This is a genomic window from Saccharothrix australiensis (assembly GCF_003634935.1).
Lineage (GTDB): Bacteria > Actinomycetota > Actinomycetes > Mycobacteriales > Pseudonocardiaceae > Actinosynnema > Actinosynnema australiense.
Genome location: NZ_RBXO01000001.1, coordinates 6,230,884 through 6,257,638, shown reverse-complemented (window position 1 = coordinate 6,257,638; position 26,755 = coordinate 6,230,884). Strand labels below are relative to the sequence as shown.

Below are 26,755 nucleotides of genomic sequence, written 5' to 3'. Positions count from 1 at the left end.
TTCCCTGAAAGGGCTTGTGGTGGGGGCACATCGAGATGTGCTCAAATCACAAGCCCTTTCGGCGTGTCCACAGTAGGAGGAGTACCAAGGTGTCGAGGTTCGGAGACCGGCCGGGCGACCGTCAGCGTGGCCAGGGAGACCGACCGCGCCGATCCGACGGTGGTCGCGCCGATGGAGGCCGCAGGCAGAGCGGAACCGGCCGGGACGACCGGGGTGGTTACCCGCGTCGCGACGATCGCGGTGGTTACCCGCGCCGGGACGACCGTTCGTCGGGGTTCGACCGCGGCCGGAATGACCGCGGCCGTGACGAGCGGGCCCGTGACGATCGCGGTCGGGACGACCGGGGCGGCTTCCGCAAGGACGACCGATCGGACCGTCCCCGCTACGACAAGCCCCGCTACGACAAGCCGCGCGACGACCGAGGCGGCTACCCGCGTCGGGACGACCGGCCCGGTTTCCAGCGCGACGACCGTGGCAGCGGCTCGCGTGGCAACGACCGCGGTGGCGACCGCCGCGAGTTCCGTCCCCGTGACGACCGTGGCGGCTACCAGCCGCGGGAACGCAGCGGTGAGCGGCGTGAGTTCCGCCCGCGTGACGATCGCGGTGGTGATCGTCGTGACTTCCGGCCGCGCGACGATCGCGGTGGCGAGCGGCGCGAGTACAAGCCCCGTGACGATCGCGGTGGTTTCCAGCCTCGTGAGGGTCGCGGTGGTGAGCGGCGTGAGTTCCGCCCGCGTGACGATCGCGGCAGTGACCGGCGTGACTTCCGGCCCCGTGACGACCGGGGTGGCGACCGGCGTGACTTCCGGCCGCGCGACGACCGTGGCGGTGAGCGGCGCGAGTTCAAGCCCCGTGACGACCGGGGTGGGGATCGTCGCGATTTCCGTCCTCGTGACGATCGCGGTGGGTTCCAGTCGCGTGATTCGCGCGGCGGGCCGCGTCGTGAGTTCAAGCCCCGTGACGACCGGGGTGGTTTCCAGCCTCGTGAGGGTCGCGGTGGTGAGCGGCGCGAGTACAAGCCCCGTGACGACCGTGGCGGTGAGCGGCGTGAGTACAAGCCGCGTGACGACCGTGGCGGATACCAGTCGCGTGGTTCCGGTGGGGGCGAGCGGCGCGAGTACAAGCCCCGCGACGATCGCGGTGGCTACCAGCGGCGTGACGACCGGGGGCGTGACGACCGGGGGCGGGGCGAGCGTTCGCGCGAGTACAAGCCGCGTGACAACCACACCACCGATCGGCGTGACGAGCGCAGCCGTGAGCGTGCCGCGCGGTTCCAGGAGCGGGCCGTCCAGGGCGGCCAGGTGTCGGCCGACGGTGTCGAGGAGTCGGCGGTCGAGGCGGTCGACACCGCCGGGTCGGTGACGTCACGGGACTACGACGCCGGAATCGGTCGTGTCGAGCCGGTCGACGCCGTCGCGGAACGGGTCCCCGCGGACCTGGACGAGTCGGAGGAGGTCGAGCCGGCCGGTGCGGGCTCCGCCGACGACGGTGACGCCGACGCATCGGGTGTCGAATCCGACGATGACGAGACCCGCGCGGAGGCCGCCGAGGCGGACGAGGCCGCCGAGGGCTCGGGCGGGGACGTCGAAGGCGTGCGCGCGGACCGTGACGCCGGCGACCGGCGCGGCGACCGGCGTGACGACCGGCGCGACGACAACGGCGAGTCCACCCGCGCCCGCGCGCCCGAACTGCCCGAGGACGCGGACATCTCGATCCTCGACCCGGAGGTCAAGCAGGAGCTGCGCGGCCTGCCGAAGGGGTTGGCCGAGATCGTCGGCCGGCACCTGGCGGCGGCGGGCATCCTCATCGACGGCGAGCCGGAACTGGCCCTGGAGCACGCCCGCTACGCCCGCACCAAGGCCGCGCGGGTCGGTGTGGTGCGCGAGGCCGCCGGTCTCACCGCCTACCACGCCGGTGAGTGGGCCGAGGCGCTGTCCGAGCTGCGCGCGGCCCGGCGGATGACGCACGGTGCCGGGCACGTCGCCGTCATGGCGGACTGCGAACGCGCCCTGGGCCGGCCGGAGCGGGCCATCGAACTCGCCCGCGAGGCGCAGTCGCTCCACCTGGCGCCCGAGGAGGCGGTCGAGCTGCGCATCGTCGCGGCCGGCGCGCGGCGGGACATGGGGCAGCTCGACGCGGCGGTCGTCGCGTTGCAGGGCGCGGACCTCGACGCCAAGCGGCGTGACCCGTGGAGCGCCCGGCTGTTCTACGCCTACGCCGACAACCTCGCCGCCGCCGGGCGCACCGAGGAGGCCGTGCAGTGGTTCCTCAACGCCGCCCAGGCCGATGACGACAACGAGACCGACGCCGCCGAGCGGGCGTTCGACCTGAGCCCGCAGGAGTGACCCGGCGCCGGGTCGCCGCCCGTCGGCGGCCCGGCGCACCGAGCACTGAAACGAGGGGTTGTGCTGCTCGACCGCTACGACGCGCTGCTGCTGGACCTCGACGGCACGGTGTACCGGGGCCGGGAGGCCGTGCCGGGAGCGGTGGAGGCCGTCGCCTCCGCCCGTCGGCGCGGCACCGGCATCCGGTTCGTCACGAACAACGCGACGCGGTCGCCGCGCGACGTCGCGGACCACCTCGTGGCGCTCGGTTTCCACGCCGCGCTGGACGAGGTGAGCACGAGCGCCCAGGCCGCCGCGGCGATGCTGCTCGACCTCGTGCCCGAAGGGGCGCGGGTGCTGGTGCTCGGCACCGACGCCCTGGTCGACGAGGTCGCCGCGCGCGGGTTCACGCCCACGCGCTCGGCCGAGGGCGCGGAAGCCGTCGTGCAGGGCTTGTCGCAGGACCTCGGCTGGCGCGAGCTGGCCGAGGCCGCCGTCGCGATCCGCGCGGGCGCGCGGTGGGTGGCGTGCAACGTCGACGCGACGCTGCCCACCGAACGCGGCCTGCTGCCGGGCAACGGCTCGCTGGTCGCGGCGCTGCGGACGGCCACCGGCGCGGAGCCGGCGGTGGCGGGCAAGCCCGCCGCGCCGCTGCTGGAGCAGGCCGCGAAGTCGCTGGGCGCGCAGCGCCCGCTGGTCGTCGGCGACCGGCTGGACACCGACATCCTGGGCGCGGTGCACGCGGGCATGGACTCGCTGCTGGTGCTCACCGGTGTGTCCACGGAGGCCGAGGTCGCGGACCTCCCGGAGGACCACCGGCCCACGTACGTGGCGGCGGACCTGTCGGTGCTCGATCGGCTACCGTGAAGCCGTGAGCTTCGAGGTTCCCCTCCCCGGCCCGCCGCGTGATCCGGTGGCCGGGATCGACGACGCGCTCGCCGGGCTCGACGGGCTGGCGCAGCTCGACGTCGCCGAGCACGTGGCCCGGTTCGACGAGGCGCACACGGCGTTGACCGCCGCGCTGACGACGATCGACAAGGTGTGACGCGGTGCCACGCAGGGCTCGGCTCGATGCCGAACTGGTCCGTCGCGGCCTGGCCCGGTCACGGGAGCACGCGAGCCAACTCGTCGCCGAGGGCCGGGTGACGGTCCGCGGCACGGTCGCCACGAAACCCGCGACCGCCGTCGAGCTGGACACCGCGCTGGTGGTGCGCGACACCGACGACCCGAACTGGGCCTCGCGCGGCGCGCACAAGCTGGTCGGCGCGCTGGCGGCGTTCCCGGAACTCGTGGTCGGCGGCAGGCGCTGCCTGGACGCGGGCGCGTCCACCGGCGGTTTCACCGACGTCCTGCTGCGCGCGGGCGCGCGCGAGGTGGTCGCGGCCGACGTCGGGCGTGGCCTGCTGGACTGGCGGCTGCGCACCGACGACCGGGTCGTGGTCAAGGACAAGACCAACGTGCGTTCCCTGACCCCCGAAGTGATCGGCGGCCGGGTTGAACTCGTGGTGGCCGATCTGTCGTTCATCTCGTTGAGGCTGGTGCTGCCCGCGCTGGTCGCTTGTCTCGACGAGGAGGGTGATCTGCTGCCGATGGTGAAACCCCAATTCGAGGTCGGCAAGGAGCGCCTGGGGTCGGGCGGGGTCGTCCGCGACCCGGGGCTGCGCGCGGAGGCCGTGCTGGAGGTCGTGTCCGCCGCCGGTGACCTCGGCCTGCGGCTGCACGGCGTCACCGCGAGCCCGCTGCCGGGGCCGTCGGGCAACGTCGAGTTCTTCGCGTGGCTGCGCCGGGGCGAGCCGCTGGAGGCGGACGCCGCCGCCGCGCTCGTGCGGACCGCGGTGGCGGAAGGCCCCCGGTGACCAGGGGCGGGGACGCGGTGACCGGGAACGACCCGACCGAGGACGCCGTGGTCGGGGACGCGGTGGCCGAGGTCGCGGCGGTCGGGGACGACCTGGCCGGCGGCTCGGTGGCCGAGGTCGCGGGGGTCGAGGCCGCGGTGACGGCCGGTGCCGCGGCGGGCGACGGTCCGACCAGGGAGATCCTGCTCGTCGTGCACACCGGGCGCAGGAGCAACGTGTCGGTCGCCCAGGGTGTGGCGCAGCGGTTCGCGGCGGCGGGCGTGCGGCTGCGGGTGCTCAAGGACGAGGCGCCCGACCTGGACCCGACCTGCTACGCGCAGGTGGTGACCGCCGACGACACCGCAGCGGAGGGCACCGAGCTGGTGTTCGTGCTCGGCGGCGACGGGACGCTGCTGCGCGCGGCGGAGCTGGCCCGCGCGGCGGGCGTCCCGGTGCTGGGCGTGAACCTGGGCCGCGTCGGGTTCCTCGCCGAGGCCGACTCGGACAAGCTGGCCGAGGCCATCAACCACGTCATCGACCGGTCCTACGAGGTCGAGGAGCGGATGACGGTCGACATCACCGCGTCGGTCGACGGCCGGGTGCTGGAGAGCACGTGGGCGCTCAACGAGGCCAGCGTCGAGAAGAGCTCGCGGGAACGCATCCTGGACGTGGTGGTGGAGGTCGACGGCCGCCCGGTGTCGGCGTTCGGCTGCGACGGCGTGCTGGTGGCGACGCCGACCGGGTCCACGGCGTACGCGTTCTCCGCCGGCGGCCCGGTGGTGTGGCCGGACGTGCAGGCGCTGCTGGTGGTGCCGTCGAACGCGCACGCGCTGTTCGCGCGCCCGCTGGTGGTGTCGCCCGCGTCCGTGGTCGCGCTGGAGGTCGATCCGGGTGGGCACCCCGCGGTGCTGTGCGCGGACGGCAGGCGCACCGTGGAGCTGCCGCCGGGCGCGCGGGTCGAGGTCGTGGGCGGTTCGACGCCGCTGCGGCTGGTGCGGTTGCGGGAGGGTCCGTTCACGGATCGGCTGGTGGAGAAGTTCTCGCTGCCGGTCCAGGGGTGGCGCGGCCCGTGGGTCGGTTAGAACACCTGTTCGCCCGACACCCGCCCCCGAGCACACCCGTCGCCGCCATCGCCCAGTAGTGTTCCCGCTGTGCTGGCCGAGATGCGCATCCAGGGCCTCGGTGTGATCGACGAGGCCACCCTTGAACTCGCCGAGGGCTTCACCGTCGTGACGGGGGAGACCGGCGCCGGCAAGACGATGGTCGTCACGGGCCTCCACCTGCTCGGTGGGGGTCGGGCCGAGGCGTCCCGCGTGCGCAACGGCGCGGACCGGGCCGTGGTCGAAGGGCGGTTCCAGGCGCCGGCGGGCAGTCCCGCCGCGAAGGTCGCCGAGGAGGTCGGCGGCGAGGCCGACGAGGACGGCAGCGTCATCGCGATCCGCACCGTCGGCTCCGACGGCCGGTCCCGCGCCCACCTGGGCGGCCGGTCGGTGCCGGTGGGCGTGCTGTCCGAGCTGGCCGAGCAGCTGCTGGCCGTGCACGGGCAGAACGACCAGCTCCGGCTGCTGCGGCCGACCGAGCAGCGCGCGGTGCTGGACCGGTTCGCGGGCGACGACGTGGCCGCGCCGCTGCGCAAGTACCGGAAGATCCGCGACGAGTGGCTGCGCGTCGCGAACGAGCTGACCGAGCGCACCGAGCGCGCCCGTGAGCTGGCGCGCGAGGCGGACCTGCTGCGGCACGGCCTGGCCGAGATCAACGCCGTCGAGCCCAGGTCCGGCGAGGACGTCGAGCTGCACGACGAGGCCCGCCGGCTGGCCGACGCCGACCAGTTGCGGGAGACGGCGACCGGCGCGCAGTACGCGGTCAGCGGCTCGCCCGACGGCGACCCGGACAGCCCCGGCGCGCTGGGGCTGATCGGCGAGGCCCGCCGCCGGCTGGGCGGCTCCGAGGACCCGAAGCTGCGCGACCTGGAGCCCCGGCTGGTCGAGGCGGAGACGCTGCTGGCCGACGTGGGCGCGGAGATCGCGTCCTACCTGGAGCACCTGGACGCGGACCCGGCGCGGCTGGAGCAGGTGCTCGCCCGCCAGGCCGAGCTGAAGTCGCTGACCCGCAAGTACGCCGCCGACGTGGACGGCGTGATCGCCTGGGCGACCGACGCGGCGGCCCGGCTGGCCGGGCTGGACACGTCGGACGAGGCGCTGGCCGCGCTGGCCGCCCGCCGCGACGCGCTGGCCGTCGAGCTGGCCGGGTACGCCGAGCAGGTCACCGCCGAGCGCGTCGCCGCGGCCGAGGAGCTGGGCAGGGCGGTGTCCGAGGAGCTGACCGGGCTCGCCATGCCGCACGCCACCGTGGAGGTCGCGGTGCGGCCGCGGACCGCCGACGCGAGCGACCCGCAGGCGCTGTCGGTGGGCGGGCGGCTGCTGCACGCGGGCGAGTCCGGCGTCGACGACGTGGAGCTGCGGCTGATCGCGCACCCCGGCGCGCCCGCGCTGCCCGTGCACAAGGGCGCGTCCGGCGGCGAGCTGTCCCGCGTGATGCTGGCGCTCGAAGTCGTGCTGTCGCACTCCGACCCGGTGCCCACGCTGGTGTTCGACGAGGTCGACGCGGGTGTCGGCGGGCGCGCGGCGGTGGAGGTCGGCAGGCGGCTGGCCCGGCTCGCGCGCAGCCACCAGGTCATCGTGGTCACGCACCTGCCGCAGGTCGCCGCGTTCGCCGACCGGCACCTGGTGGTGGACAAGACCGCCGACGGCGTGCTGACCCGCAGCGGCGTCCGGGTGCTGGACGAGGCGCAGCGGGTCGTCGAGCTGGCGCGCATGCTGGCGGGCATGGACTCCACGGACACCGGCCGCGCGCACGCCGAGGAGCTGCTGGCGGCGGCCAAGGCGGACAAGGCGAGCGCCCCGGTGGTGCGGCGGAAGAAGAAGAGGTGAGCAGGCGGACGGCGGGCGTCCTGCTGGCCGTGGTCGCGGCGGCGCTGGCGGTCGTCGGGACGTTCCTGCCGCTGAGCTGGATCGGCGCGTCGGCCGAGCCCGCCCGGTTCGGCCTGACCACGACCGGGTGGACCATCGTCGCCGAGCCCGCGGAGGTGGCCGCCGCCGTCCGGCCCGCGCAGCTCGGCGTGCCGATCGTGATCGCGGCCCTGCTGCTGGTGATCGCGGCGGCGCTGGTCGTGCTGCCCGAGCACCAGCGGTCGGCGGCCCGGTACACGGCGGTCGGCGCGACCGGTCTGCTGGCCGGTGCGGTGTGGACGACGTTCATGGTGATCTGGGCGTCGGCTCGACCGGTCGGCGAGGCGCGGTCCTTCATCGACTACCGGTACGGCGAGGGACTGTGGCTGCTGGTGGTGTCCGTGGTGGCGGCGGTCGTGGCGACGGTGCTCATGCACTCCCGGCGGTCCGCGCCCCGGACCGCCGGGGCGGTGGTGCACCGGGTCGGCGAGGGCGACGACGACACGCCGCCGTTCGGCATCGCGGTGGCCGTGCTGCCGGAGGAGACCGAGCCGCCGACGGGCGACGACCGGGCTCGGTGACCCCGGCTGCTCGGCCCTGGCTGCTCGGCCCGGCTGCTCGGCTCTGACTGCTCGGCCGGACCACTCGGCCCGGCCCGACCGCCGCCGGTGTGCGGTGGTCGACCACCTGGGCGACCGACGTCCCCCGTCCGGGTGTAGTGCGTCCACTGTGGATCAGCACCCCGGCTGACCTGCCCCGACCGCACGGCGTGTTAGCCCGGCGCCGACGGCGGGGTGGGTCACCATCGGGCCATGAAGTTCTCCGGGTTGCTCAGCCGCACGAACCACGAACCGCCGGGCGTCACCGGCGTCGCGCGGGTCGATCGCCGCACGGGCGACCTGCTGCGCCGGCTCGGCCCCGGCGACGTCGCCGTGCTCGACCACGTCGACCTCGACCGCCGCACCGCCGAGGCTCTGGTCGGCGCCGAGGTGGTGGGCGTGGTCAACGCGTCGCCGTCCATCTCCGGGCGGTTCCCCAACCTCGGCCCCGAGCTGCTCGTCGCGGCGGGCGTCCCGCTGGTCGACGGCGTCGGCACGGGCGTCCTGCGCGAGCTGAAGGACGGCGAGAAGGTCCGCCTGCACGCGGGGGCGGTGTACGTCGGCGACCGGGAGGTCGCGCGGGGCGTCGAGCAGACCGCCGAGTCGGTCGCCGACGCGATGATCGAGGCCAAGGCGGGCATGGCGGCGCAGCTGGAGGCGTTCTCCGCGAACACCATCGAGTTCCTGCGGCGGGAACGCGCGCTGCTCCTCGACGGCATCGGCGTCCCCGAGGTGTACGTGCCGCTCCGCGGCCGGCAGGTGCTGGTCGTCGCGGGCGGCCCCCGGCACGCCGCCGACGAGCTGCGCGGGCTGCGCAAGTACGTCCGCGAGCACCGGCCGGTGCTGGTCGGCGTCGAGGCGGGCGCGGACACCCTGCACGCCGCCGGGTACCGGCCCGACATCATCGTCGGCGACCCGGACGGCATCGGCACGGAGGCACTGAGGGCCGCGTCGGAGGTCGTGGTGCCCGCGCAGACCGACGGCCACGCGCCCGGCCTGGAGCGCATCCAGGACCTGGGCATCGGCGCGGTGACGTTCCCGGCGTCGGGCAACGCGGAGGACCTGGCGCTGCTCCTGCTCGACGCGCACGGCGCGGCGCTGGTCGTGACGGTCGGCCTGCGGGCCGGGCTGCGCGAGTTCCTCGACCGGGGCAACTCGGGCTCCACCCCGTCGACGTTCCTGACCAGGCTCAAGCTGGGCGGCAAGCTGGTCGACGGCGAGGCGGTCGCCGCCCTGCACCGCAGCCGGGTGTCGTTCGGGGCGGTGTCCCTGCTGGTGCTGTCGGCCGTGGTGGCGATGGGCGCGGCGCTGGCGGTGTCCGGGGTGGGGCAGGTGTACGTCGACATGGCGGTGGACGTTTTCCGGTCCGGCTTCGACTGGCTCAAGGGGTTCTTCTCATGATTTCCATGCGCTACCACATCGTTTCGCTCACCGCGGTTTTCCTGGCGTTGGCCGTGGGCGTGGTGCTCGGTTCGACGGCGATCAGCGGCCGGTTGTTGTCCGGGCTGACCGACGACAATTCGGCGTTGGGCGAGGAAGTCGCGGATCTGCGGGCGGAGCGGACCGGGTTGACCGCGAAACTCGCCGAGGCGGACCGGTTCGCGAAGTCGATCGGGCCGTTGGCGGTGAAGGGGACGTTGGCCGAGCGGACGGTGGTGCTGGTGACCACCGCCGACGCGGAACCGGGCGAGCGCGACGCGTTGGCCGAACTCTTGCGCGCGTCGGGCGCGACGGTGACCGGTGAGGTGCAGCTGACGGATTCCTTCACCGATCCGCGCAAGGCCGACCAGTTGCGGGACCTGGTGGCCCGCTTGCAGCCGGCGGGTACGCAGTTGCCGACGGGTGCCGATCCGGGGACGCGGGCCGGCGGGTTGCTGGGCGCGGTGCTGCTGGTGAACAAGGACACCGGTCAGCCGCAGTCCGGGCCGGACGAGGCGGCGGCGGCGCTGACGGGGCTGGCGTCGGCGGGGTTCGTGACGGTGTCGCCGGGGTTGCGGGCGGCTCAGCTGGCGGTCGTGCTGACCGGGGGCGCGGTGGAGGGTGACTCGGCGGGGGACCGGGCGGCGGTGGTGGGGCGCTTCGCGACCCAACTGGACCGGTCGGGGGCGGGGGTGGTGCTGGCGGGTGGTGACGGGTCGGCCGAGGGGAGCGGGGCGGTCGGGGTGGTGCGGGCGGACACGGCGGCGACGTCGGTCCTGTCGACGGTGGACAACGCGGGGACCGCGGCGGGGCGGGTGGTCGTGGTGCTGGCTTTGCGGGAGCAGTTGGAGGGGAAGTCGGGGCGGTACGGGGTGGGCGGCAACGCGGAGTCCGCCGCTCCGGGGGTGGTCGGGTGATGGGCGGTGGTCTCGCGGTCGGCGTGGTCCGCGGGGGCTGGGCCGGCGTGATCGGTGCGGGCAATCGGCGCGATCGAGTGACGAATGGCATTTTTCGTTTTCGGCAGCGCGTAGTGAATGGCGTTCTGCGCTGTTCCGAGTCACCCGATATCGCTAATCGCCCTCAGATTCGGCACTTCCCGAGCCCGCTGTTCGTTGCCGTAAATAAACGGACACGACTACGGCGCCCCACGCCTCGGCCAACCCGGAGGCCGTTCCACGCCTTGCCACCCTCGAAGGCACAACACAACCCACTCCAACCACAACCATTCCCCTCAGCCCCCCGCTGCCCCGCCCGCACACCCATCTATCCCGCCCGAACACCGCACCTATGAGGCCGGACGACGCGCCGAGGGAGCGCCTCATCGAGGAGGGCCGGACGATGCGCCGAGGACGGCCGGACGGCCCGCCTGGGAACGCCGGACGACGCGCCTGGGAGGCACGGATGATACGGCCTGGGAGGCAAGGCAGAAGCTGCCCCTGACGCAAGGCAGAAGCTGCCCCTGACTGGGAAGAGCTGCCATCGAATGCGCCGCGACCCGATTGCTGGGTGGATTCCGGCGCACGGCGTTCGGCACAGGGTGGCCGGCGAGGTGGCGGCCGGTGACTGCGGAGGTGGTGGCCGGCGGGCGCGGCCGGCGGGTGATCGAGCGCGGTGAGGCGATCGAAGTCGAGTGCGGCGAGGCGATCGGAGTGCGGCGAGGCGATCGAAGCGCGGCGGGACAACCGAGGGCGAGCGTCGGGCGTCGGGGCCGGGCCACGGTCGAGGTGCGGGGCAAGGTCGAGGTGTTGAGTCGGAGACCTGGCGATCCGGTCTGGGAGGGTGTCCTGTTGGCGGGTCGTGGGAGGTCGTGGGAGAAGGAGTGTGAGAGGTTAGGCCATCCGAGTGATGCGACATCGGACCACCAGCGCGCTCGGTCACCGGTGGCGTGTTAGCGTTAGGGCCCGTGGACAGGGCCGGTTGCCCTGCGGAACTTCAGACCACGGGGAGCCTCCTTGGTGCTTCAGGCACGTACGACCAAGCACGTTTTCGTCACCGGGGGCGTCGCCTCCTCCCTGGGCAAGGGACTCACCGCCTCCAGCCTCGGTCAGCTGCTGACCTCCCGTGGTCTGCGGGTGACGATGCAGAAGCTCGACCCGTACCTCAACGTCGACCCCGGCACGATGAACCCGTTCCAGCACGGCGAGGTGTTCGTCACCGACGACGGCGCGGAGACCGACCTCGACATCGGCCACTACGAGCGGTTCCTGGCTCGGGATTTGTCGGGGGACGCCAACGTCACCACCGGGCAGGTGTACTCGGAGGTCATCGCCAAGGAGCGGCGCGGCGAGTACCTCGGCGACACCGTCCAGGTCATCCCGCACATCACCGACGAGATCAAGCGGCGGATTCGCGCGATGGCCGAGCCCGACGCCGACGGTGTCGTGCCGGACGTCGTGATCACCGAGGTGGGTGGCACGGTCGGTGACATCGAGTCGCTGCCCTTCCTGGAGGCGTGCCGCCAGGTCCGGCACGACGTCGGGCGCGACAACGTGTTCTTCCTGCACGTCTCGCTCGTCCCGTACCTCGCGCCGTCCGGCGAGCTTAAGACCAAGCCGACGCAGCACTCCGTCGCCGCGCTGCGCAACATCGGCATCCAGCCCGACGCGATCGTGTGCCGCGCGGACCGGGAGATCCCGGACTCGTTGAAGCGCAAGATCGCCCTGATGTGCGACGTCGACACCGAGGCGGTCGTCGCGGCCGTCGACGCCCGCTCGATCTACGACATCCCCAAGGTCCTCCACGGCGAAGGGCTCGACGCGTACGTCGTGCGCCGCCTGGGCCTGCCGTTCCGCGACGTCGACTGGACGGTGTGGGGCGACCTGCTGGACCGCGTGCACAACCCGTCCGAGAAGGTCCGCATCGCGCTGGTCGGCAAGTACGTCGACCTGCCCGACGCGTACCTGTCCGTCACGGAGGCGCTGCGCGCGGGCGGGTTCGCCCACCACGCCAAGGTCGAGGTCGTGTGGGTGCCCTCCGACGAGTGCCAGACGCCGTCCGGCGCGGCGCACGCGCTGGCGGGCCTGGACGCCGTGCTGATCCCCGGCGGCTTCGGGGTGCGCGGCATCGAGGGCAAGATCGGCGCCATCACGCACGCCCGCACGCGGGGTATCCCGCTGCTCGGGTTGTGCCTGGGCCTTCAGTGCCTCGTGATCGAGGCCGCGCGGAACCTCGCCGGGATCGCCGACGCCAACTCCGCGGAGTTCGAGGAGACCGGCTCGCCGGTGATCAGCACGATGGCCGACCAGGAGGACGTGGTGTCCGGCCAGCGCGACATGGGCGGCACGATGCGGCTCGGCGCGTACCCCGCCAAGCTCACGCCCGGCTCGCAGGTGGCGTCGGCGTACGGCGCGACGGAGGTGTCCGAGCGGCACCGCCACCGGTACGAGGTGAACAACGCCTACCGCGACGTGCTGGCCAAGGCGGGCCTGGTGTTCTCCGGGACGTCGCCGGACGGTCGGCTGGTCGAGTTCGTCGAGCTGCCCGCCGACGTGCACCCGTTCTTCGTCGCCACGCAGGCGCACCCGGAGCTGAAGAGCCGCCCGACCCGGCCGCACCCGCTGTTCGCGGCGTTCGTGAAGGCCGCGCTGGACTACCGGCTCGCCGACCGGCTGCCCCTGCCCGAGACCGCCGGGGCCGCCCAGTGAGCCGCGAGGGGGCCAGGCACGAGTTCGAGACCGTCGCCACGCGGGACCTCCACGTCGGCCGGGTCGTCGCGCTGCGCGTGGACGAGGTCGCCATGCCCGGCGGTGGCACGGCGTCGCGCGAGATCGTCGAGCACCTGGGCGCGGTCGCGGTGGCGGCGGTGGACTCCGACGGCTCCGTGACGCTGATCCACCAGTACCGGCACCCGCTGGGCAAGCGGATCTGGGAGCTGCCCGCCGGCCTGCTGGACTCGGCGGGCGAGCAGCCGCTGGAGGCCGCCCGGCGCGAGCTGGTGGAGGAGGTCGGGCTGGCGGCGCGGGAGTGGTCGACGCTGGTCGACGTCGCCGCGTCGCCGGGCTTCACCGACGAGGTGGTGCGCGTGTTCCTCGCCCGTGACCTGTCGGAGGTCGACCGGGAGCAGCTGGGCGAGGAGGAGGCCGACCTGGAGGCGCGGCGGTTCCCGCTGGACGAGGCGGTGCGCATGGCGCTGGCCGGTGAGATCGTGAACGGCGCGGCCGTGGCCGGGTTGCTCGCGGCCCAAGCGGTGCTCGCCGGGCGTTCCGAGGCCAGGCCGGCCGACGCGCCGTTCACCGATCGGCCGACGCGGTTCGCGGCCCGGCAGGCGGCCCGGCAGGCGGACTGACCGCCGGCGCGTCGTCACGTGGTCCCCGGCCGGGGGCGGACCGACGACCCGGCCGGGGGACCGCACCTGACGGCGGTCGAACGACGGCCGGCGAACAGTCGGCGGTGGGCGAACAGTCGGCGGTGGGGACAGGCGGCGGGGACAATGGCGGTCATGGGGGCGGTCATGGGTGTGCGTGGACCGGTGGCGGTCGCCGTCGGCGCGGTGGTCGCCGCGGCCGGGTTGTTGGTGGTCGACCCCAACGGGCCCCGGTCGTGGTGGCCGCCCTGCCCGCTGTTCGCCCTGACCGGCATCCAGTGCCCGGCCTGCGGGTCCACGCGCATGGTGCACGCGCTGCTGCACGGCGACCTCGCCGCCGCGTGGCGGTTCAACGCCGTGATGCTCGTCGTCGGGCTGCCGCTGCTGGCGTGGCTGTGGGCGCGGTGGTTCCGCGCGGCGCGCCGGGGCGAGCGCACCGCCCCGCTGTCGCCGAAGGTGGGCACGCCGGTGTTGGCGCTCGCCGTCGCCTGGATGGTCGTGCGCAACCTGGTCGGGTAGCACCCGGTCGGTGAGGGCCGCCCCGGCCGGGTCAGTCGCGCAGCTTGCGGCCGTGGCTGTCGGTGCCGCCGTTGACCAGCAGGACGATCCCGTCGATCAGCGACCACAACCCGCAGCCGCCGCAGGTCAGCAGCTGCGCGACGCCGAGCGCCGTGTCACCGATGTAGAACCGCCCGATGCCGAACGGCAGGACGAGTTGCAGCACGCCGGCCGCCACGCGGGACTTGTCGGACAGCGGCTGCCCGGTCAGCGGGTCCACGCCGAACGGCGCGTTCGGGCCGACGCCGGGCCCGTAGCCGGGCGGGTAACCCCCGTAGCCGGGCGGGTAGCCGCCGTGATTGGGCGGGTAGCCGCCGGCACCGGGCCCGTAACCAGGGGCGTGGCCGCCGTAGCCCTGCTGGTAGCCCGGCGGCGGGGTGGCGTAGTCGGTCGGCGACCCGTACTGCGTCCGCGGCGGCGGCAGGAACTGCGGGTGCGGCGGCGGCATGTCCTGGAACAGGGCCGCGAGCTCCGCCGCGGTCTGGGCCGCCGTGGCGTAGCCGACCCGCTGCTCGTACTCGCCGATCTCCAGCCTGCCCGCCGCGAAGTGCTCGTTGAGCGCGCTGATGGCGGCCTCGCGCTGCTGGTTCCCGATGCGCACCTGGTGGGGTTCCGACACAGGCCGAGACGCTAACAGCAGCCGACGCCCTGTCCAGCCGGAACGCGCCGGCCGACCTACGCTGACCTGGTGCTGGTCGGAGTGCCGCGTGAGGTGAAGAACCACGAGTACCGGGTGGCGATCACGCCCGCGGGCGTGGTCGAGCTGGTGCGCCGCGGGCACGAGGTGCTGATCGAGGCGGGCGCCGGGCACGGCAGCGCGATCCCGGACGCCGAGTTCGCCGCCGCCGGCGCGCGGATCGCCGCGCACGCCGACGACGTGTGGGGCGCGGCGGAGCTGGTGCTGAAGGTCAAGGAGCCGGTCGCCGAGGAGTTCCACCGGATGCGGCCGGGCCAGGTGCTGTTCGCCTACCTGCACCTCGCGGCGAACGCCGAGTGCACGCGCGCGATCGTCGCCGCCGGCGTCGACGCCATCGCCTACGAGACGGTGCAGCTGCCCGACGGCTCGTTGCCGCTGCTCGCGCCGATGAGCGAGGTCGCCGGGCGGATGGCCACCCAGGTCGGTGCGCGCTGCCTGGAGCGGACGCAGGGCGGGCGCGGCGTGCTGCTCGGCGGTGTGCCGGGTGTCCCGGCGGGCAAGGTGGCGGTGCTCGGCGCGGGGGTGGCGGGGATGAACGCCGCCGCGATCGCGCTGGGCTTCCGGGCCGACGTCGTCGTGCTGGACACGAACGTCGACCGGCTGCGGCAGGTCGACTTCGCCTACCGGGGCGACCTGCGGACGGTCGCCGGCAACTCCTACGAGGTGGCGAAGGCGTGCCGCTGGGCGGACCTCGTGATCGGCGCGGTGCTGGTGCCCGGCGCGAAGGCCCCGACGCTGGTGGACAACGACCTGGTGGCGACGATGCGGCCCGGCTCGGTGCTGGTGGACGTCGCGATCGACCAGGGCGGCTGCTTCGCCGACTCGCGGCCGACCACGCACGACGCCCCGACGTTCCGGGTGCACGAGTCGGTGTTCTACTGCGTCGCGAACATGCCGGGCGCCGTGCCGCACACCTCGACGTGGGCGCTGACGAACGTCACACTGCCTTACGTGATCGCGTTGGCGGACAAGGGTTTTCGGCGGGCCGTGGGTGACGACCCGGCGCTGGCGAGAGGGGTGAACGCGGTGCGCGGCACGATCGCGCTGGCGGAGGTGGCCAGGGCGCACGGCCTGCCGCACGTCCCCTTGGCGCAGTCGTGAGGGACGTGATCACGGCGTTCCTGGACCACCTCGCGGTGGAACGGGGCACCGCCCGCAACACCCTGGACTCCTACGCCCGCGACCTGCGCCGCTACGCGGAGCACCTGGACGCTCGGGGCATCACCCGGCCGGCGGACGTCACCGAGGCGGTGGTCGGTGACTTCCTGGCGGGTCTGCGCGAGTCCGGCCTGGCCGAGTCGTCCGCCGCCCGCGCGCTGGTCGCCGTGCGCGGGCTGCACCGGTTCGCGCACCTGGAGGGGCGGTCGCCGACCGACCCGGCGCGGGACGTGCGCCCGCCGACCCCGCCGCGCCGCCTGCCCAAGGCGCTGCCGGTGGACGACGTGCTGCGGCTGCTGGAGGCGCCCGCGAACCCGCGCGACCGCGCCCTGCTGGAGCTGCTGTACTCCAGCGGCGCGCGGATCTCCGAGGTGGTGGGCCTGGACGTGGACGACGTGGACACCGCCGAGCGGACGGTGCTGCTCGACGGCAAGGGCGGGCGGCAGCGCCTGGTGCCGGTGGGCCGCCCGGCGCTGGCCGCGCTGGAGGCGTACCTGGTGCGCGTCCGGCCTGCGCTGGTCAAGCGGGGCACGCCGGCGCTGTTCCTCAACGCCAGGGGCGGCCGGTTGTCCCGGCAGACGGCGTGGCAGGTGCTGCGGACCGCGGGCGAGCGCGCGGGCATCGCGGCGAAGGTGTCGCCGCACACGCTGCGGCACTCGTTCGCCACCCACCTGCTGGAGGGCGGCGCGGACGTCCGCGTGGTGCAGGAGCTGCTCGGCCACGCCTCGGTGACGACCACCCAGGTGTACACGCTGGTCACGGTGAACACCCTGCGGGAGGTCTACGCGACCGCCCACCCCCGTGCGACCGGTGGAACATGAGCCACCTACGGGTACTGTGGGTGAACCCACTCGGGTGCCAGCCTTTCGGGTGACCTGCCACAGGGGTGACGTCCCACCGACCGACGACGTAGACACAAGGCCCACCCCGGACGCGACAAGCTGGAGGAGCCGTGCCGGTGCCGAACATCGACGAGCCGGACGCCGCCGACATCGAACTCGGCGCCGTGTTGCACGCGTTGAGCGACGCCACGAGGCTGGCCGTCGTCCTCCAGATCGAGGCCGACGGCGAGCGGTGCTGCGGCGCGCTCTCGGTGGACGTCGCCAAGTCCACCCTGTCCCAGCACCTGCGCGTGCTGCGCGAGGCGGGCATCACCCGGACCAGGGCGTGCGGCAACCAGCGCTGGGTGTCGCTGCGCCGGGACGACCTCGACGCGCTGTTCCCCGGCCTGCTCGACGTGGTGCTCAGGGCGGCCGACCGGACCGCCGCCGTCCGGTGAGGACCGCGGTGAGAACTGCTCGGACGCGCCACGGCGAGGCGCGTTGCCGGTGTGCGGTGGTGTGCTTAGGCTGCGCCCAGGCAGAGGACTAGGAATCGGGAAGGCGATGTCGACACCGGAACACGCGGGCGCGTGGGACAGCCCACCACCGCGCGCGCAGGCGTCCGGTGTGCCGCGGGCGTCGGTCGAGCTGAGCCTCGCCCCGCACGCCGCGCCGACCGAGGAGGACGCCGCGGAGCAGGTCGCCGGCGACATGGGCCCCACCGGGCGCCCGCTGCGCACCGTGCCCGAGCCGCCGCTCATCGCCCACCACGGCCCGGCGAAGATCCTCGCCATCTGCAACCAGAAGGGCGGGGTCGGCAAGACCACGTCCACCATCAACCTCGGCGCGGCGCTGACCGAGTACGGGCGGCGCGTGCTGCTGGTCGACTTCGACCCGCAGGGCGCGCTGTCGGTCGGCCTCGGCGTGCACCCGCACCAGCTCGACCAGACGATCTACAACGTCATCATGGAGCGCGACGTCACCGTCCGCGACGTGATCATGCAGACGCCGGTCGAGGACATGGACCTGCTGCCCAGCAACATCGACCTGTCGGCGGCGGAGATCCAGCTGGTGTCGGAGGTGGGCCGCGAGCACACCCTGGTCCGCACGCTGCGCCCGGTCATCGACCACTACGACTACGTGCTGGTGGACTGCCAGCCGTCGCTCGGCCTGCTCACGGTCAACGCCCTCGCGGCGGCGGACGGCGTCCTCATCCCGCTGGAGTGCGAGTTCTTCAGCCTGCGCGGCGTCGCCCTGTTGATAGACACCATCGAGAAGGTCAGGGAGCGGTTGAACCCGAAGCTGGAGATCACCGGGATACTGGCCACCATGTACGACCCGCGCACCCTGCACTCGCGCGAGGTGATGGCGCGGGTGGTGGAGGCGTTCGGCGACGTCGTGTTCGACACGGTGATCAACCGCACGGTCCGGTTCCCGGAGACCACCGTGGCCGGCGAGCCGATCACCCGGTGGGCGCCCCGTTCCGCGGGCGCGAAGGCGTACCGCGCGCTGGCGCGCGAGGTGATCGCCCGGTGACCCGACGCCCATCACTGCCGGGCGCGTCCGAACTGTTCCGCCTCACCAGCCCGTCGGTCCTCGACACCGCCGTGCCCGCGCCGGGCCGGCCGGTGGAGGACGCCGCCGACCGGGACGCCGCAGGTCAGGACGCGGCGGGTCGGGGTGCCGCCGGCCGGGGCCGGGCCGGCCGGGGTGCCGCGCCCGACTCCGCCGCACCCGACTCCGCCGTGCCCGATCCCGCAGCGCCCGACTCCGCCGTGCCCGATTCCGCGGCACCGCAGGCGCCGCGCCGCGGCACCGGTCGCCAGAAGCACTCCACCAAGATCACCGTGTACGTGTCCGACGAGGAACTGCTGGCCCTGGAGCACGCCAGGCTGGACCTGCGCGGACGGCACGGGCTCGCCGTCGACCGGGGCCGCGTCGTGCGCGAGGCGATCGCGATCGTGCTGGACGACCTGGAGGAGCACGGCGGGGAGTCCCTGCTCGTGCGGAGGTTGCGCGAGCAGTGAGCGGTGCCGCCACAGCCGACGAGGTGCCCGCCGAGGAAGCGCCCGACGGCCGGTTCAAGGTCAGGCTCACGAACTTCGAGGGCCCGTTCGACCTGCTGCTCCAGTTGATCTCGCAGCACACCCTGGACGTGACCGAGGTCGCGCTGCACCAGGTCACGGACGACTTCATCGCGCACATCCGGGCGCTGGGCGACGGCTGGGACCTGGACGAGACGACCGAGTTCCTGGTCATCGCCGCCACGCTGCTCGACCTCAAGGCGGCCCGCCTGCTGCCGCAGGGCGACGTGGAGGACGAGGAGGACCTGGCGCTGCTGGAGGCGCGCGACCTGCTGTTCGCGCGGCTGCTCCAGTACCGGGCGTACAAGCAGGTCGCGGCGCTGTTCGCCGAGCTGGAGCAGGGCGCGTACCGGCGTTACCCCAGGTCGGTGGCGTTGGAGGAGCGGTACGAGGGCCTGCTGCCCGAGGTGATGCTGGGCGTGGACGCGCGGCGGTTCGCGGAGATCGCCGCCGCCGTCTTCCGGCCCAGGCCACCGCGCACCGTGTCCACCGCGCACGTCCACCAGCACCGCGTCTCGGTGCGCGAGCACGCCGGGCTGCTGCGCGAGCTGCTGGCGCGGCTCGGCACGGCGACGTTCGCCGAGATCGTCGCCGAGTGCGGCGAGACGATGGAGGTCGTGGCCCGCTTCCTGGCGCTGCTGGAGCTGTACCGGGAGCAGGTGCTGGCGTTCGAGCAGCCGGACCCGCTGGGTGAGCTGCGCATCACGTGGGTCGGCGGCACCGCCGAGGAGGCCGGTGCGCGGGCGTGGGACGAGGACGAGGAGTACGGGTGACCGAGCTGGAGCGCACCGCAGGCGGACCGGACGCGGGCCTGTTCCCGGCACCCGATCCGGTGACGCCGGACCCCGTGGTGTCGGACCCCGGCGCGGCTGCCCAGGACCCCGACCCGGCCGAGGCCCCCGGCGAGGCCGCCGAGGAGTCCGGGCTGCCCGACCTCTCCGACGACCGCGAGTTCGAGGGCGCGCTGGAGTCCGTGCTGCTCGTCGTGGACACCCCGATCGACGAGAAGCAGCTCGCCGGCGTGTTCGAGCAGCCCGTGAGGCGCGTCACGAAGGCCCTCCGCGCGATGTCCGCCCGCTACACCGAACAGGGCAGCGGGATCGACCTGCGTAGAATCGGTGACGGCTGGCGGTTCTACACGCGGGACCGCTTCGCGCCATTCGTGGAGAAGCTGCTGCTGGACGGGCAGCGGGCCAAGCTCACCAGGGCCGCGCTGGAGACCCTGGCCGTCATCGCCTACCGGCAGCCCGTCACGCGGGCCCGCGTGGCGGCGGTGCGCGGCGTCAACGTCGACGGGGTGATCCGCACGCTGGTCGCGCGCGGGCTCATCGCCGAGACGGGCACGGACCCCGACACGGGTGGCATCCTTTACCGCACGACCGAACTGTTCCTGGAGCGGTTGGGGCTGTCGTCGCTGGACGACCTGCCGCCGATCGCCCCCCTCCTGCCCGAAGTGGATGCGATCGACGATGTCTGACCAAGGACCCGAAGGGATTCGGCTCCAGAAGGTGCTCGCCAAGGCGGGCATCGCCTCACGACGCGTGGCCGAAGAGCTGATCGAGCTGGGCCGCGTCCAGGTCGACGGCGAGGTCGTGCGCGAGCAGGGCCGCCGGATCGACCCCGAGACCGCCGTCGTGCACGTCGACGGCGTGCGGGTGGTGCTCAAGGACGACGTGGTCACGCTCGTGCTGAACAAGCCGCGCGGCGTGCTGTCGACCATGCACGACGAGACGCACCGGCCGTGCGTCGGCGACTACCTCGTCCACCGCAAGGAGCGCCTGTTCCACGTCGGACGGCTCGACGCGGACACCGAGGGCCTGCTGCTGCTGACCAATGACGGCGACCTCGCGCACCGCCTCATGCACCCGTCCTACGGCGTGTCCAAGACGTACGTGGCCGAGGTGCCCGGACCGGTGGCGAAGGATGTCGGTAAGCGCCTGCGCGCGGGCATCGAGCTGGAGGACGGGCCGGTCAAGGTCGACTCGTTCAAGCTGCTGTCCTCCGCGCCCGGCCGCGCCCTGGTGGAGGTCGTGATCCACGAGGGCCGCAAGCACATCGTGCGCCGCCTGTTGGAGGCGGTCGGCCACCCGGTGGAGAGCCTGGTGCGCACGGCCGTCGGCGAGGTGCGGCTGGGCAACCAGCGGCCCGGCTCGATGCGCGTGCTGAACCGCCAGGAGGTCGGCTCCCTCTACAAGGCCGTCGGCCTGTAGACGCCGCCCCCGCGACCAGCGGCCCCTGACCCCCGGTTCGCGTCCTCTGCTCGTCCTTCCGAAGCAACGGGACCACAGCAGGGTGACCACGGACTCAACGTGCCAGGAAGCCTCGCAGGTCTTGGATGGTCGTCGGGGACGCCACGCAGCTTGACCACCCCTCCGCCTGGGTACGAATCCGCCGCGCCGATCTTCCGTCTGTTCCGGCTCTGACCAGCAGCGACCTTGGTCGCGGCGCACCCGAGGCCGAACAGACGGGAGGTCCGAGCGGCGGATTCGTACACAGGCGATGGGGTGGTCGTTTTGCGTGGCGTCCCCGACGACCGTCCAAGACCTGCGTACCTTCCGGTCACCTCGCCGTTGTGGTCACCCTGCCGTGGTCCCGTTGCTCCGAAAACCTGAAGGGCTTCAGTCCGGCGGGGTGGCGGGGCTCGGGCGTCGTGGTGTCCTCCGGGCTGTCAGGTGCGGCGTCCCGACCGGTGGATATTCGTGACAGTAATTTTCCGTGCACGCATTGTCGCGATGGGGGCTGACTCTCTAGATTGAGCCGGGTTGGCTGGGATTGATCAACTGGAAGTAGGCGTTGCGCGTGCGTGCGCTCACCCGGGGACTGCTCGGTGTGACCGGGTTCCTCGTCATCTGGGAGCTGTTCGGCCGGTCCGGACTGGTTCACGTGGAGTACTTACCGCCGCCTTCGGTGGTGGGTGTCGAGTTGATCGGGCTGCTCGGTGACGAGTCGTTCCTGCGCGACCTCATCGCCACCGTGCTCGCGTTGGCGATCGCGGTGGGGCTGTCCGTCGCGATCGCCGTCCCGTTGGGACTGGTGCTGGGCACCGTCCCGGCCGTGCGGCACGCGACCCGCTCCGTCGTGGAGTTCCTGCGGCCGATCCCGTCGGTCGCGCTGATCCCGCTGGCCATCCTGCTGCTGGGCGTCGGCCCGGAGATGAAGATCTCGCTCGCCGTGTACGCGGCGGTGTGGCCGATCCTGTTCAACACCGTCTACGCGCTCGACGAGCTGGACCCCCTGCTGGTCGAGACGGCCCGCGTGTTCGGCACCGGCCGGGTGCGGGTGTTGTTCTCCGTGGCGCTGCCCAGCGCGCTGCCGTTCGTCCTCACCGGCATCCGCCTCGCCGCCACGACGAGCCTCGTCGTGCTGGTCAGCGTGGAGCTGCTGGCGGGCGGGTCCGGCGGGATCGGGCAGTTCATCATGGAGGCGCGCAGCGGCGGTGGCCGCATGGACCTGGTCCTCGCCGGGACCGTGGTCGCGGGTGTCATCGGGTTCGCGGTGAACGAGGGGCTGGAACGCGCCCAACGCCGTTGGGTCGCGTGGAGCCCGGCCACCGGGGGGCGGTCGTGACCCGGTTCCTCCAGCGCTGGGCGGTGTTCGCGGGCCTCGTCGTGGTCTGGGAGCTGCTGACCTGGCTGGCCGACGACACGTTCTTCCCGCGCCCCACGGAGATCGTCGCCGCGGCCCGGACGCTGTGGCTGTCCGGCCCGGCGGAGCGGTTGTTCCTCACCGACGCGGTGTTCGACCACGTGCTGCCCAGCTTCGGCAGGCTGCTCGCCGGGTGGGGCATCGCCGCCGTGTTCGGCATCGCGCTCGGCGTGTCGCTCGGCCGTTCCGCGACGGCCATGCAGTTCGCCGGGCCGCTGCTGACGTTCCTGCGCTCCATCCCCCCGCCGGCCCTCGTGCCGGTGTTCCTGCTGGTGTTCAACATCGGCACGCAGATGCAGCTGGCCACCATCGTGTTCGGCGTGCTGTGGCCGATCCTGCTCAACAGCGTCGACGGCGCGCGCGGCGTCGACGCGACGAAGTACGAGACCTCGGCGGTGTTCCGCATCCCCAAGGCGCAGTGGGTCCTCGGTGTCGTCCTGCCGGCCGCCGCACCGAAGATCTTCGCCGGGCTGCGGGTCAGCTTGTCGCTGTCCCTGGTGCTCATGGTGGTCTCCGAACTGGTCGGCACCGACAACGGGATCGGGTCGCAACTCCTGATCGCCCAACGGGAGTTCGACTTCCCCGACATGTGGGCCGGGATCGTCCTGCTGGGAGTCCTCGGCTACGCCCTCAACACCGTGCTCCTCGCCTTCGAGCGGCAGGCCCTCGCCTGGCAGCCGAAGCGGGAGCGCACCCCCGCGACGGTGGAGGATTGACATGACCGCGATGCTTTCCGTGGCCGACCTCGGCCATACCTACCAGGCGAAGGACGGCGCGCACACCGCCATCTCCGACCTGTCGTTCACCGTCGGCGCCGGCGAGCTGGTCTGCGTCGTCGGGCCGTCCGGCTGCGGCAAGTCCACGCTGCTGCGCACCATCTCGGGGTTGATCCGGCCTACGAGGGGCGAGGTGTCCCTGCACGGCGACGCCGTGCGCGGTGTGCCGGACGACCTGGCCGTGGTGTTCCAGGACTACAGCCGCTCGCTGTTCCCGTGGCTGTCGGTGCAGAAGAACGTGGAGTTCCCGCTGCGCCGCTCGCTGGGGCGCGCGGAGCGCCGCGCCAGGGTCGCCGAGGCGCTGGAGTGGGTGGGCCTGTCCGGCGCGGCCCGCAAGTACCCGTGGCAGCTCTCCGGCGGCATGCAGCAGCGGGTGGCGATCGCGCGGGCGCTGGCCTACCGGCCCGCCCTGCTGCTGATGGACGAGCCGTTCGCGTCGGTGGACGCGCAGACCCGGTTCGAGCTGGAGGACCTGCTGCTGAGGGTGAAGCGGGAGCACGACACCACGGTGCTGGTGGTCACGCACGACATCGACGAGAGCGTGTACCTGGGCGACCGCGTCCTGGTGCTGTCGGGGTCGCCCGCGTCGGTGGTGGCGGACCTGCGGGTGGACCTGCCCGCGGAGCGGGACCAGATCGCCACGCGCGAGTCGGAGGCGTTCGTGGCGCTGCGCGGCGAGGTGGCGCGGCTGCTGAACGTCGGCGCGGGTTCGCCGGAGCGGCGGGCGCGGCGCAGGGCCGACGAGCACTCGGCGGCGGCGAAGTGGGCCGAGGCGGAGCGGGCCGAGGTGTCGCGCGTGGAGGCGCAGGACCGGGCCGCGACGCCCTGACCCTCCCCGACGCCGGAGCGGGCGGGCCGACGGCCTCCGGGGGCGCCACCCCGGCGGCGCGCGGTCGCCCGCCGCCGGTGGCCGGCGGCGGGCGACCGGTGCTCACGGACCGACGTAGTTCTGCGCGAAATAACCCGCGGACGACCCGGACCCGATGAGGTGTTCGAGCCGCGCCTCGCCCAATCGGCTCAGGAACGGTTCCGGCGAGCGGTGGAGCATGAACACCATCCACTGCGAGAACTCCTGCGCGCGCCACACCCGGCGCAGGCAGGTGTCCGAATAGGACCGCAGCCCCGAGTCGTCGCCCGTCCGGTGGTGGGCGGTGAGCGCGGCGGCGAGCACCTCGGCGTCGTGCAGCGCGAGGTTCATCCCCTTGGCGCCCACCGGGGTGATGATGTGCGCGGCGTCGCCGAGGAGGTACAGGCTGCCGTGGTTCATCGGCTCCACGACGTGGCTGCGCATGTCGAGGATGCGCTTCTCGACGATGGGCCCCTCGGTCAGCGACCAGTCGGAGTCGCGCAGCGCGAGTCGCTTGTGGAGTTCGGCCCACACCCGTTCGTCCGGCCAGTTGTCCACTGTGTCGTCCACCGGGACCTGGAGGTAGTAGCGCGAGACGGTCGAGCTGCGCAGCATGTGCCCCGCGAACCCGTCGGGGTGCAGCGCGTAGATCACCTTGTGCGTCGACGGCGGCGCTTCCGCCAGGATGGACAGCCACTCGATGCCGTGCTGGTGCGAGAACTCCTGGATCGCGCCGGGCGGGATGCTGCGCCGCGTCACGCCGTGGAACCCGTCCGCGCCCGCGATGAACGAGCAGTCGAGCCGCTGCGCCTCGCCCTCGGCGGAAGTCCACGTGAGGTGGGGCTCGGCGCTCTCGATGTCGTGCGGCGCGACGTCGGTGACGCCGAACCGGATGTCGCCGCCGGCGGCCGTGTACGCGGCCACGAGGTCCCGCACGACCTCCTGCTGCGGGTACACGTAGTGGGTCTGTCCGTCGTAGAGGGACGAGTAGTCCACTTCGTGCGCCCGCCCGTCGACCCGGAATTCGCAGACGCCGTGGCGATCCGCCTCCCGGAGCAGCCGGTCGGCCAGGCCGTGCCGCGCCAGCATCCGCACGGCGCGGTGCTCGATGACGCCCGCGCGCGGGCGGTTCTCGATGTGCTCCCGCGTGCCGCGTTCCAGCACCACACAAGGGATTCCGGCTTGCTGGAGCAGGTTCCCCAGCGTCAGGCCGGCCGGTCCCGCGCCGACGATTCCGACCGGACGGTGGTTGCTCTGTCCGGCCCATTGTCCAACTAGATCGCTCACCGAGTACCCCAACCTCTGGACAGCCTGTGCAAAGATGCTCACCGAAGGTAGTGGATCAGCCTTCGAGTGTCGGTCGACCGGGGTCTTGTCGAACCACCAAAGTCACTTTGAGTGGTTCACAGCGCCCCGTCGCCCGTGCATCCTGCCCCCGCAATGTCGCCACTCCAACAGGAGATGCCCCCCATGACTCGTAGAGTCGGCCTCTCGGCAAGAAGGATCGTCGGCGGTCTGTCCGCGATCGCGCTGCTCGCCGCGGTCTCCGGCTGCGGTCTGCTCGGCGGTTCCGAGGACAAGCCGGCCAACTCCGCCGCGGCACCCGGCGCGGTCGAGAAGCCCAAGATCAAGCTCGGCCTCCTCCCGATCCTCGACGTCGCCTCGGTGCACGTCGCGATCAAGAAGGGCTACTTCAAGGAGGAGGGCCTCGAAGTCGACGCCGTCCCGGTCCAGGGCGGCGCCCTGGCCATCCCCGGTCTGATCCAGGGCGACATCGACATCACGTTCGGCAACTGGGTGTCGTTCTTCGCCGCCGAGGCCAAGGACGCGGCAAAGGGCGTCGACGGCCTGAAGCTGATCAGCGACGGCTACCAGGCCAAACCGGAGATGTTCCTGATCCTCACCGCCGCGGATTCCACGATCAAGGCGCCGAAGGACCTGGCGGGCAAGACGATCGCGATCAACACGTTCCGCAACATCGCCGAGCTGACCGCGAAGGCGACCCTGGAAGCGAACGACGTGGACCCGAAGTCGGTGACGTTCAAGGAGTTCGCGTTCGGCGACATGCAGGCGGCGGTGCAGAACAAGACCGTCGACGCCGCGTTCATGGTCGAGCCGTACATCAGCAAGGCGCAGCGCTCCATCGGCGCGATCAGCGTGCTGGACGCCGCGACCGGCCCGACCGACGGCATCCCGATCGCCGGCTACGGCACGACCGGGAAGTTCGCCAAGGCCAACCCGAACACCATCGCCGCGTTCCAGCGCGCGATGGCCAAGGGCCAGCGGGACGCGGCCGACCGGCCCACGGTCGAGCCGCTGCTGGTGGACTACGCCAACGTGGACAAGGAAACCGCGAGCCTGGTCCACTTCGGCGAGTACCCGACCACGTTGGACGCGACCCGGTTGCAGCGCGTCGCGACCCTGATGAAGACCTACGGGTTGCTGGAGAAGGACCTCGACGTCAAGCCCATGCTGTTCACCGCTCCGGGCAGCTGACCGGAGCGGGCGCGGGGAGCCCGGCCGCGGGCTCCCCGCCCGGCGATTCCGCGTCGGGTCGGCCGGGGCAATAAGGGATCGCGATCGTTAGCGATCGTTTAGCCCACGTCGCCCGGCCATGCGGCAAAATGGTTGATTTGCAAAATACCGCGTTCCTCGTCCGAACGGCGGTATGACCGCGGGGGATTTTCCACCAAGATCCACCCGGTTTGTAGGGAAGTGTCGTTTACTGGCTGGGGGGCTGG

General features: G+C 72.9%; 27 protein-coding genes. 24 read left to right on the top strand and 3 right to left on the bottom strand.

The annotated features are described in order from the left end of the window. Positions 1 to 41: 41 nt before the first annotated feature. A complete protein-coding gene (locus C8E97_RS35615; RefSeq protein WP_211347140.1) occupies positions 42 to 1,226 on the bottom strand; it encodes a hypothetical protein in 1,185 nt (394 codons plus the stop codon). A 75-nt stretch (positions 1,227 to 1,301) separates the two neighbouring features. Here C8E97_RS35615 and C8E97_RS36305 point away from each other — a divergent pair, with 75 nt between their 5' ends. From C8E97_RS36305 to C8E97_RS26430, 12 genes are all read left to right on the top strand, one after another. Then, a complete protein-coding gene (locus tag C8E97_RS36305) occupies positions 1,302 to 2,345 on the top strand; it encodes a tetratricopeptide repeat protein (RefSeq protein WP_246019183.1) in 1,044 nt (347 codons plus the stop codon). 60 nt (positions 2,346 to 2,405) lie between these two features. Then, positions 2,406 to 3,191, top strand: coding sequence for an HAD-IIA family hydrolase (locus tag C8E97_RS26475; RefSeq protein WP_121008145.1), 786 nt, complete (start codon positions 2,406 to 2,408; stop codon positions 3,189 to 3,191). Positions 3,192 to 3,195: 4 nt separating this feature from the next. Beyond that, positions 3,196 to 3,369, top strand: a complete 174-nt coding sequence (locus tag C8E97_RS34945; RefSeq protein ID WP_170211999.1) for a hypothetical protein — start codon at positions 3,196 to 3,198, stop codon at positions 3,367 to 3,369. A gap of 4 nt (positions 3,370 to 3,373) precedes the next feature. Beyond that, positions 3,374 to 4,180: a TlyA family RNA methyltransferase gene (locus tag C8E97_RS26470; RefSeq protein ID WP_121008144.1), complete on the top strand. Its 807-nt coding sequence runs from the start codon at positions 3,374 to 3,376 to the stop codon at positions 4,178 to 4,180. A gap of 179 nt (positions 4,181 to 4,359) precedes the next feature. Further along, entirely contained in the window at positions 4,360 to 5,241 is an 882-nt protein-coding gene (locus C8E97_RS26465) for an NAD kinase (protein ID WP_246019423.1), read from the top strand. A 69-nt stretch (positions 5,242 to 5,310) separates the two neighbouring features. Further along, entirely contained in the window at positions 5,311 to 7,089 is a 1,779-nt protein-coding gene (gene recN / locus C8E97_RS26460; RefSeq protein WP_121008143.1) for a DNA repair protein RecN, read from the top strand. Next, positions 7,086 to 7,688, top strand: coding sequence for a hypothetical protein (locus C8E97_RS26455; RefSeq protein WP_121008142.1), 603 nt, complete (start codon positions 7,086 to 7,088; stop codon positions 7,686 to 7,688). The genes recN and C8E97_RS26455 overlap by 4 nt, the downstream gene beginning before the upstream one ends. 231 nt (positions 7,689 to 7,919) lie before the next feature. Beyond that, a complete protein-coding gene (steA, locus tag C8E97_RS26450; protein WP_121008141.1) occupies positions 7,920 to 9,107 on the top strand; it encodes a putative cytokinetic ring protein SteA in 1,188 nt (395 codons plus the stop codon). Next, complete coding sequence (locus tag C8E97_RS26445) at positions 9,104 to 10,042, top strand: copper transporter (RefSeq protein ID WP_121008140.1); 939 nt, start codon at positions 9,104 to 9,106, stop codon at positions 10,040 to 10,042. Before steA ends, C8E97_RS26445 begins: the two co-directional genes overlap by 4 nt. Positions 10,043 to 11,077: 1,035 nt before the next feature. After that, entirely contained in the window at positions 11,078 to 12,769 is a 1,692-nt protein-coding gene (locus tag C8E97_RS26440; RefSeq protein WP_121008139.1) for a CTP synthase, read from the top strand. Further along, a complete protein-coding gene (locus C8E97_RS26435; RefSeq protein WP_170211998.1) occupies positions 12,766 to 13,410 on the top strand; it encodes an NUDIX domain-containing protein in 645 nt (214 codons plus the stop codon). The genes C8E97_RS26440 and C8E97_RS26435 overlap by 4 nt, the downstream gene beginning before the upstream one ends. A 153-nt stretch (positions 13,411 to 13,563) precedes the next feature. Then, positions 13,564 to 13,947 carry a DUF2752 domain-containing protein gene (locus C8E97_RS26430; protein ID WP_246019182.1) on the top strand — a complete coding sequence of 128 codons (384 nt, stop codon included), beginning with the start codon at positions 13,564 to 13,566 and terminating at the stop codon, positions 13,945 to 13,947. 31 nt (positions 13,948 to 13,978) lie between these two features. Here the strand turns inward: C8E97_RS26430 and C8E97_RS26425 are convergent, their stop codons facing one another. Further along, positions 13,979 to 14,605, bottom strand: a complete 627-nt coding sequence (locus tag C8E97_RS26425; protein ID WP_121008138.1) for a DUF1707 domain-containing protein — start codon at positions 14,603 to 14,605, stop codon at positions 13,979 to 13,981. Positions 14,606 to 14,674: 69 nt separating this feature from the next. On the opposite strand from C8E97_RS26425, the gene ald reads away from it, so the two are divergent. From ald to C8E97_RS26370, 11 genes are all read left to right on the top strand, one after another. Next, complete coding sequence (ald, locus tag C8E97_RS26420; RefSeq protein WP_121008137.1) at positions 14,675 to 15,784, top strand: alanine dehydrogenase; 1,110 nt, start codon at positions 14,675 to 14,677, stop codon at positions 15,782 to 15,784. Positions 15,785 to 15,789: 5 nt separating this feature from the next. After that, on the top strand, positions 15,790 to 16,662 hold the full coding sequence (gene xerD, locus C8E97_RS26415) for a site-specific tyrosine recombinase XerD (protein WP_170212159.1): 873 nt from the start codon (positions 15,790 to 15,792) through the stop codon (positions 16,660 to 16,662). A 137-nt stretch (positions 16,663 to 16,799) separates the two neighbouring features. Beyond that, positions 16,800 to 17,120: an ArsR/SmtB family transcription factor gene (locus C8E97_RS26410; protein WP_121012438.1), complete on the top strand. Its 321-nt coding sequence runs from the start codon at positions 16,800 to 16,802 to the stop codon at positions 17,118 to 17,120. Positions 17,121 to 17,373: 253 nt separating this feature from the next. Further along, on the top strand, positions 17,374 to 18,198 hold the full coding sequence (locus tag C8E97_RS26405) for a ParA family protein (RefSeq protein ID WP_246019422.1): 825 nt from the start codon (positions 17,374 to 17,376) through the stop codon (positions 18,196 to 18,198). Further along, positions 18,195 to 18,689, top strand: coding sequence for a hypothetical protein (locus C8E97_RS26400; RefSeq protein WP_121008135.1), 495 nt, complete (start codon positions 18,195 to 18,197; stop codon positions 18,687 to 18,689). Before C8E97_RS26405 ends, C8E97_RS26400 begins: the two co-directional genes overlap by 4 nt. Continuing rightward, complete coding sequence (locus C8E97_RS26395; RefSeq protein WP_121008134.1) at positions 18,686 to 19,519, top strand: segregation and condensation protein A; 834 nt, start codon at positions 18,686 to 18,688, stop codon at positions 19,517 to 19,519. The genes C8E97_RS26400 and C8E97_RS26395 overlap by 4 nt, the downstream gene beginning before the upstream one ends. Beyond that, entirely contained in the window at positions 19,516 to 20,223 is a 708-nt protein-coding gene (gene scpB / locus C8E97_RS26390; RefSeq protein WP_246019181.1) for an SMC-Scp complex subunit ScpB, read from the top strand. Before C8E97_RS26395 ends, scpB begins: the two co-directional genes overlap by 4 nt. Next, positions 20,216 to 20,956: a pseudouridine synthase gene (locus C8E97_RS26385; protein ID WP_121008133.1), complete on the top strand. Its 741-nt coding sequence runs from the start codon at positions 20,216 to 20,218 to the stop codon at positions 20,954 to 20,956. Before scpB ends, C8E97_RS26385 begins: the two co-directional genes overlap by 8 nt. Before the next feature lie 589 nt (positions 20,957 to 21,545). Beyond that, positions 21,546 to 22,313: an ABC transporter permease gene (locus tag C8E97_RS26380; protein WP_121008132.1), complete on the top strand. Its 768-nt coding sequence runs from the start codon at positions 21,546 to 21,548 to the stop codon at positions 22,311 to 22,313. After that, positions 22,310 to 23,107 (top strand): ABC transporter permease, encoded by a 798-nt coding sequence (locus C8E97_RS26375; protein WP_121012429.1) that lies wholly within the window; start codon positions 22,310 to 22,312, stop codon positions 23,105 to 23,107. The genes C8E97_RS26380 and C8E97_RS26375 overlap by 4 nt, the downstream gene beginning before the upstream one ends. 1 nt (position 23,108) lies before the next feature. Further along, positions 23,109 to 23,996, top strand: a complete 888-nt coding sequence (locus C8E97_RS26370; protein ID WP_121008131.1) for an ABC transporter ATP-binding protein — start codon at positions 23,109 to 23,111, stop codon at positions 23,994 to 23,996. A gap of 102 nt (positions 23,997 to 24,098) precedes the next feature. Here C8E97_RS26370 and C8E97_RS26365 read toward each other — a convergent pair whose 3' ends face one another. Then, positions 24,099 to 25,301: a 4-hydroxybenzoate 3-monooxygenase gene (locus C8E97_RS26365; RefSeq protein ID WP_121008130.1), complete on the bottom strand. Its 1,203-nt coding sequence runs from the start codon at positions 25,299 to 25,301 to the stop codon at positions 24,099 to 24,101. A gap of 183 nt (positions 25,302 to 25,484) precedes the next feature. On the opposite strand from C8E97_RS26365, the gene C8E97_RS26360 reads away from it, so the two are divergent. Further along, positions 25,485 to 26,510: an ABC transporter substrate-binding protein gene (locus tag C8E97_RS26360; RefSeq protein ID WP_121008129.1), complete on the top strand. Its 1,026-nt coding sequence runs from the start codon at positions 25,485 to 25,487 to the stop codon at positions 26,508 to 26,510. Positions 26,511 to 26,755 lie beyond the last annotated feature (245 nt).

What these genes read in the sequence shown, in the direction of transcription:
- C8E97_RS26445 (WP_121008140.1), top strand. Translation starts at nt 9,104, where the DNA reads ATGATTTCCATGCGCTACCACATCGTTTCGCTCACCGCGGTTTTCCTG.
- C8E97_RS26385 (WP_121008133.1), top strand. Translation starts at nt 20,216, where the DNA reads ATGTCTGACCAAGGACCCGAAGGGATTCGGCTCCAGAAGGTGCTCGCC.
- C8E97_RS26430 (WP_246019182.1), top strand. Translation starts at nt 13,564, where the DNA reads ATGGGGGCGGTCATGGGTGTGCGTGGACCGGTGGCGGTCGCCGTCGGC.
- C8E97_RS26405 (WP_246019422.1), top strand. Translation starts at nt 17,374, where the DNA reads ATGGGCCCCACCGGGCGCCCGCTGCGCACCGTGCCCGAGCCGCCGCTC.
- steA (WP_121008141.1), top strand. Translation starts at nt 7,920, where the DNA reads ATGAAGTTCTCCGGGTTGCTCAGCCGCACGAACCACGAACCGCCGGGC.
- C8E97_RS26360 (WP_121008129.1), top strand. Translation starts at nt 25,485, where the DNA reads ATGACTCGTAGAGTCGGCCTCTCGGCAAGAAGGATCGTCGGCGGTCTG.
- C8E97_RS26370 (WP_121008131.1), top strand. Translation starts at nt 23,109, where the DNA reads ATGACCGCGATGCTTTCCGTGGCCGACCTCGGCCATACCTACCAGGCG.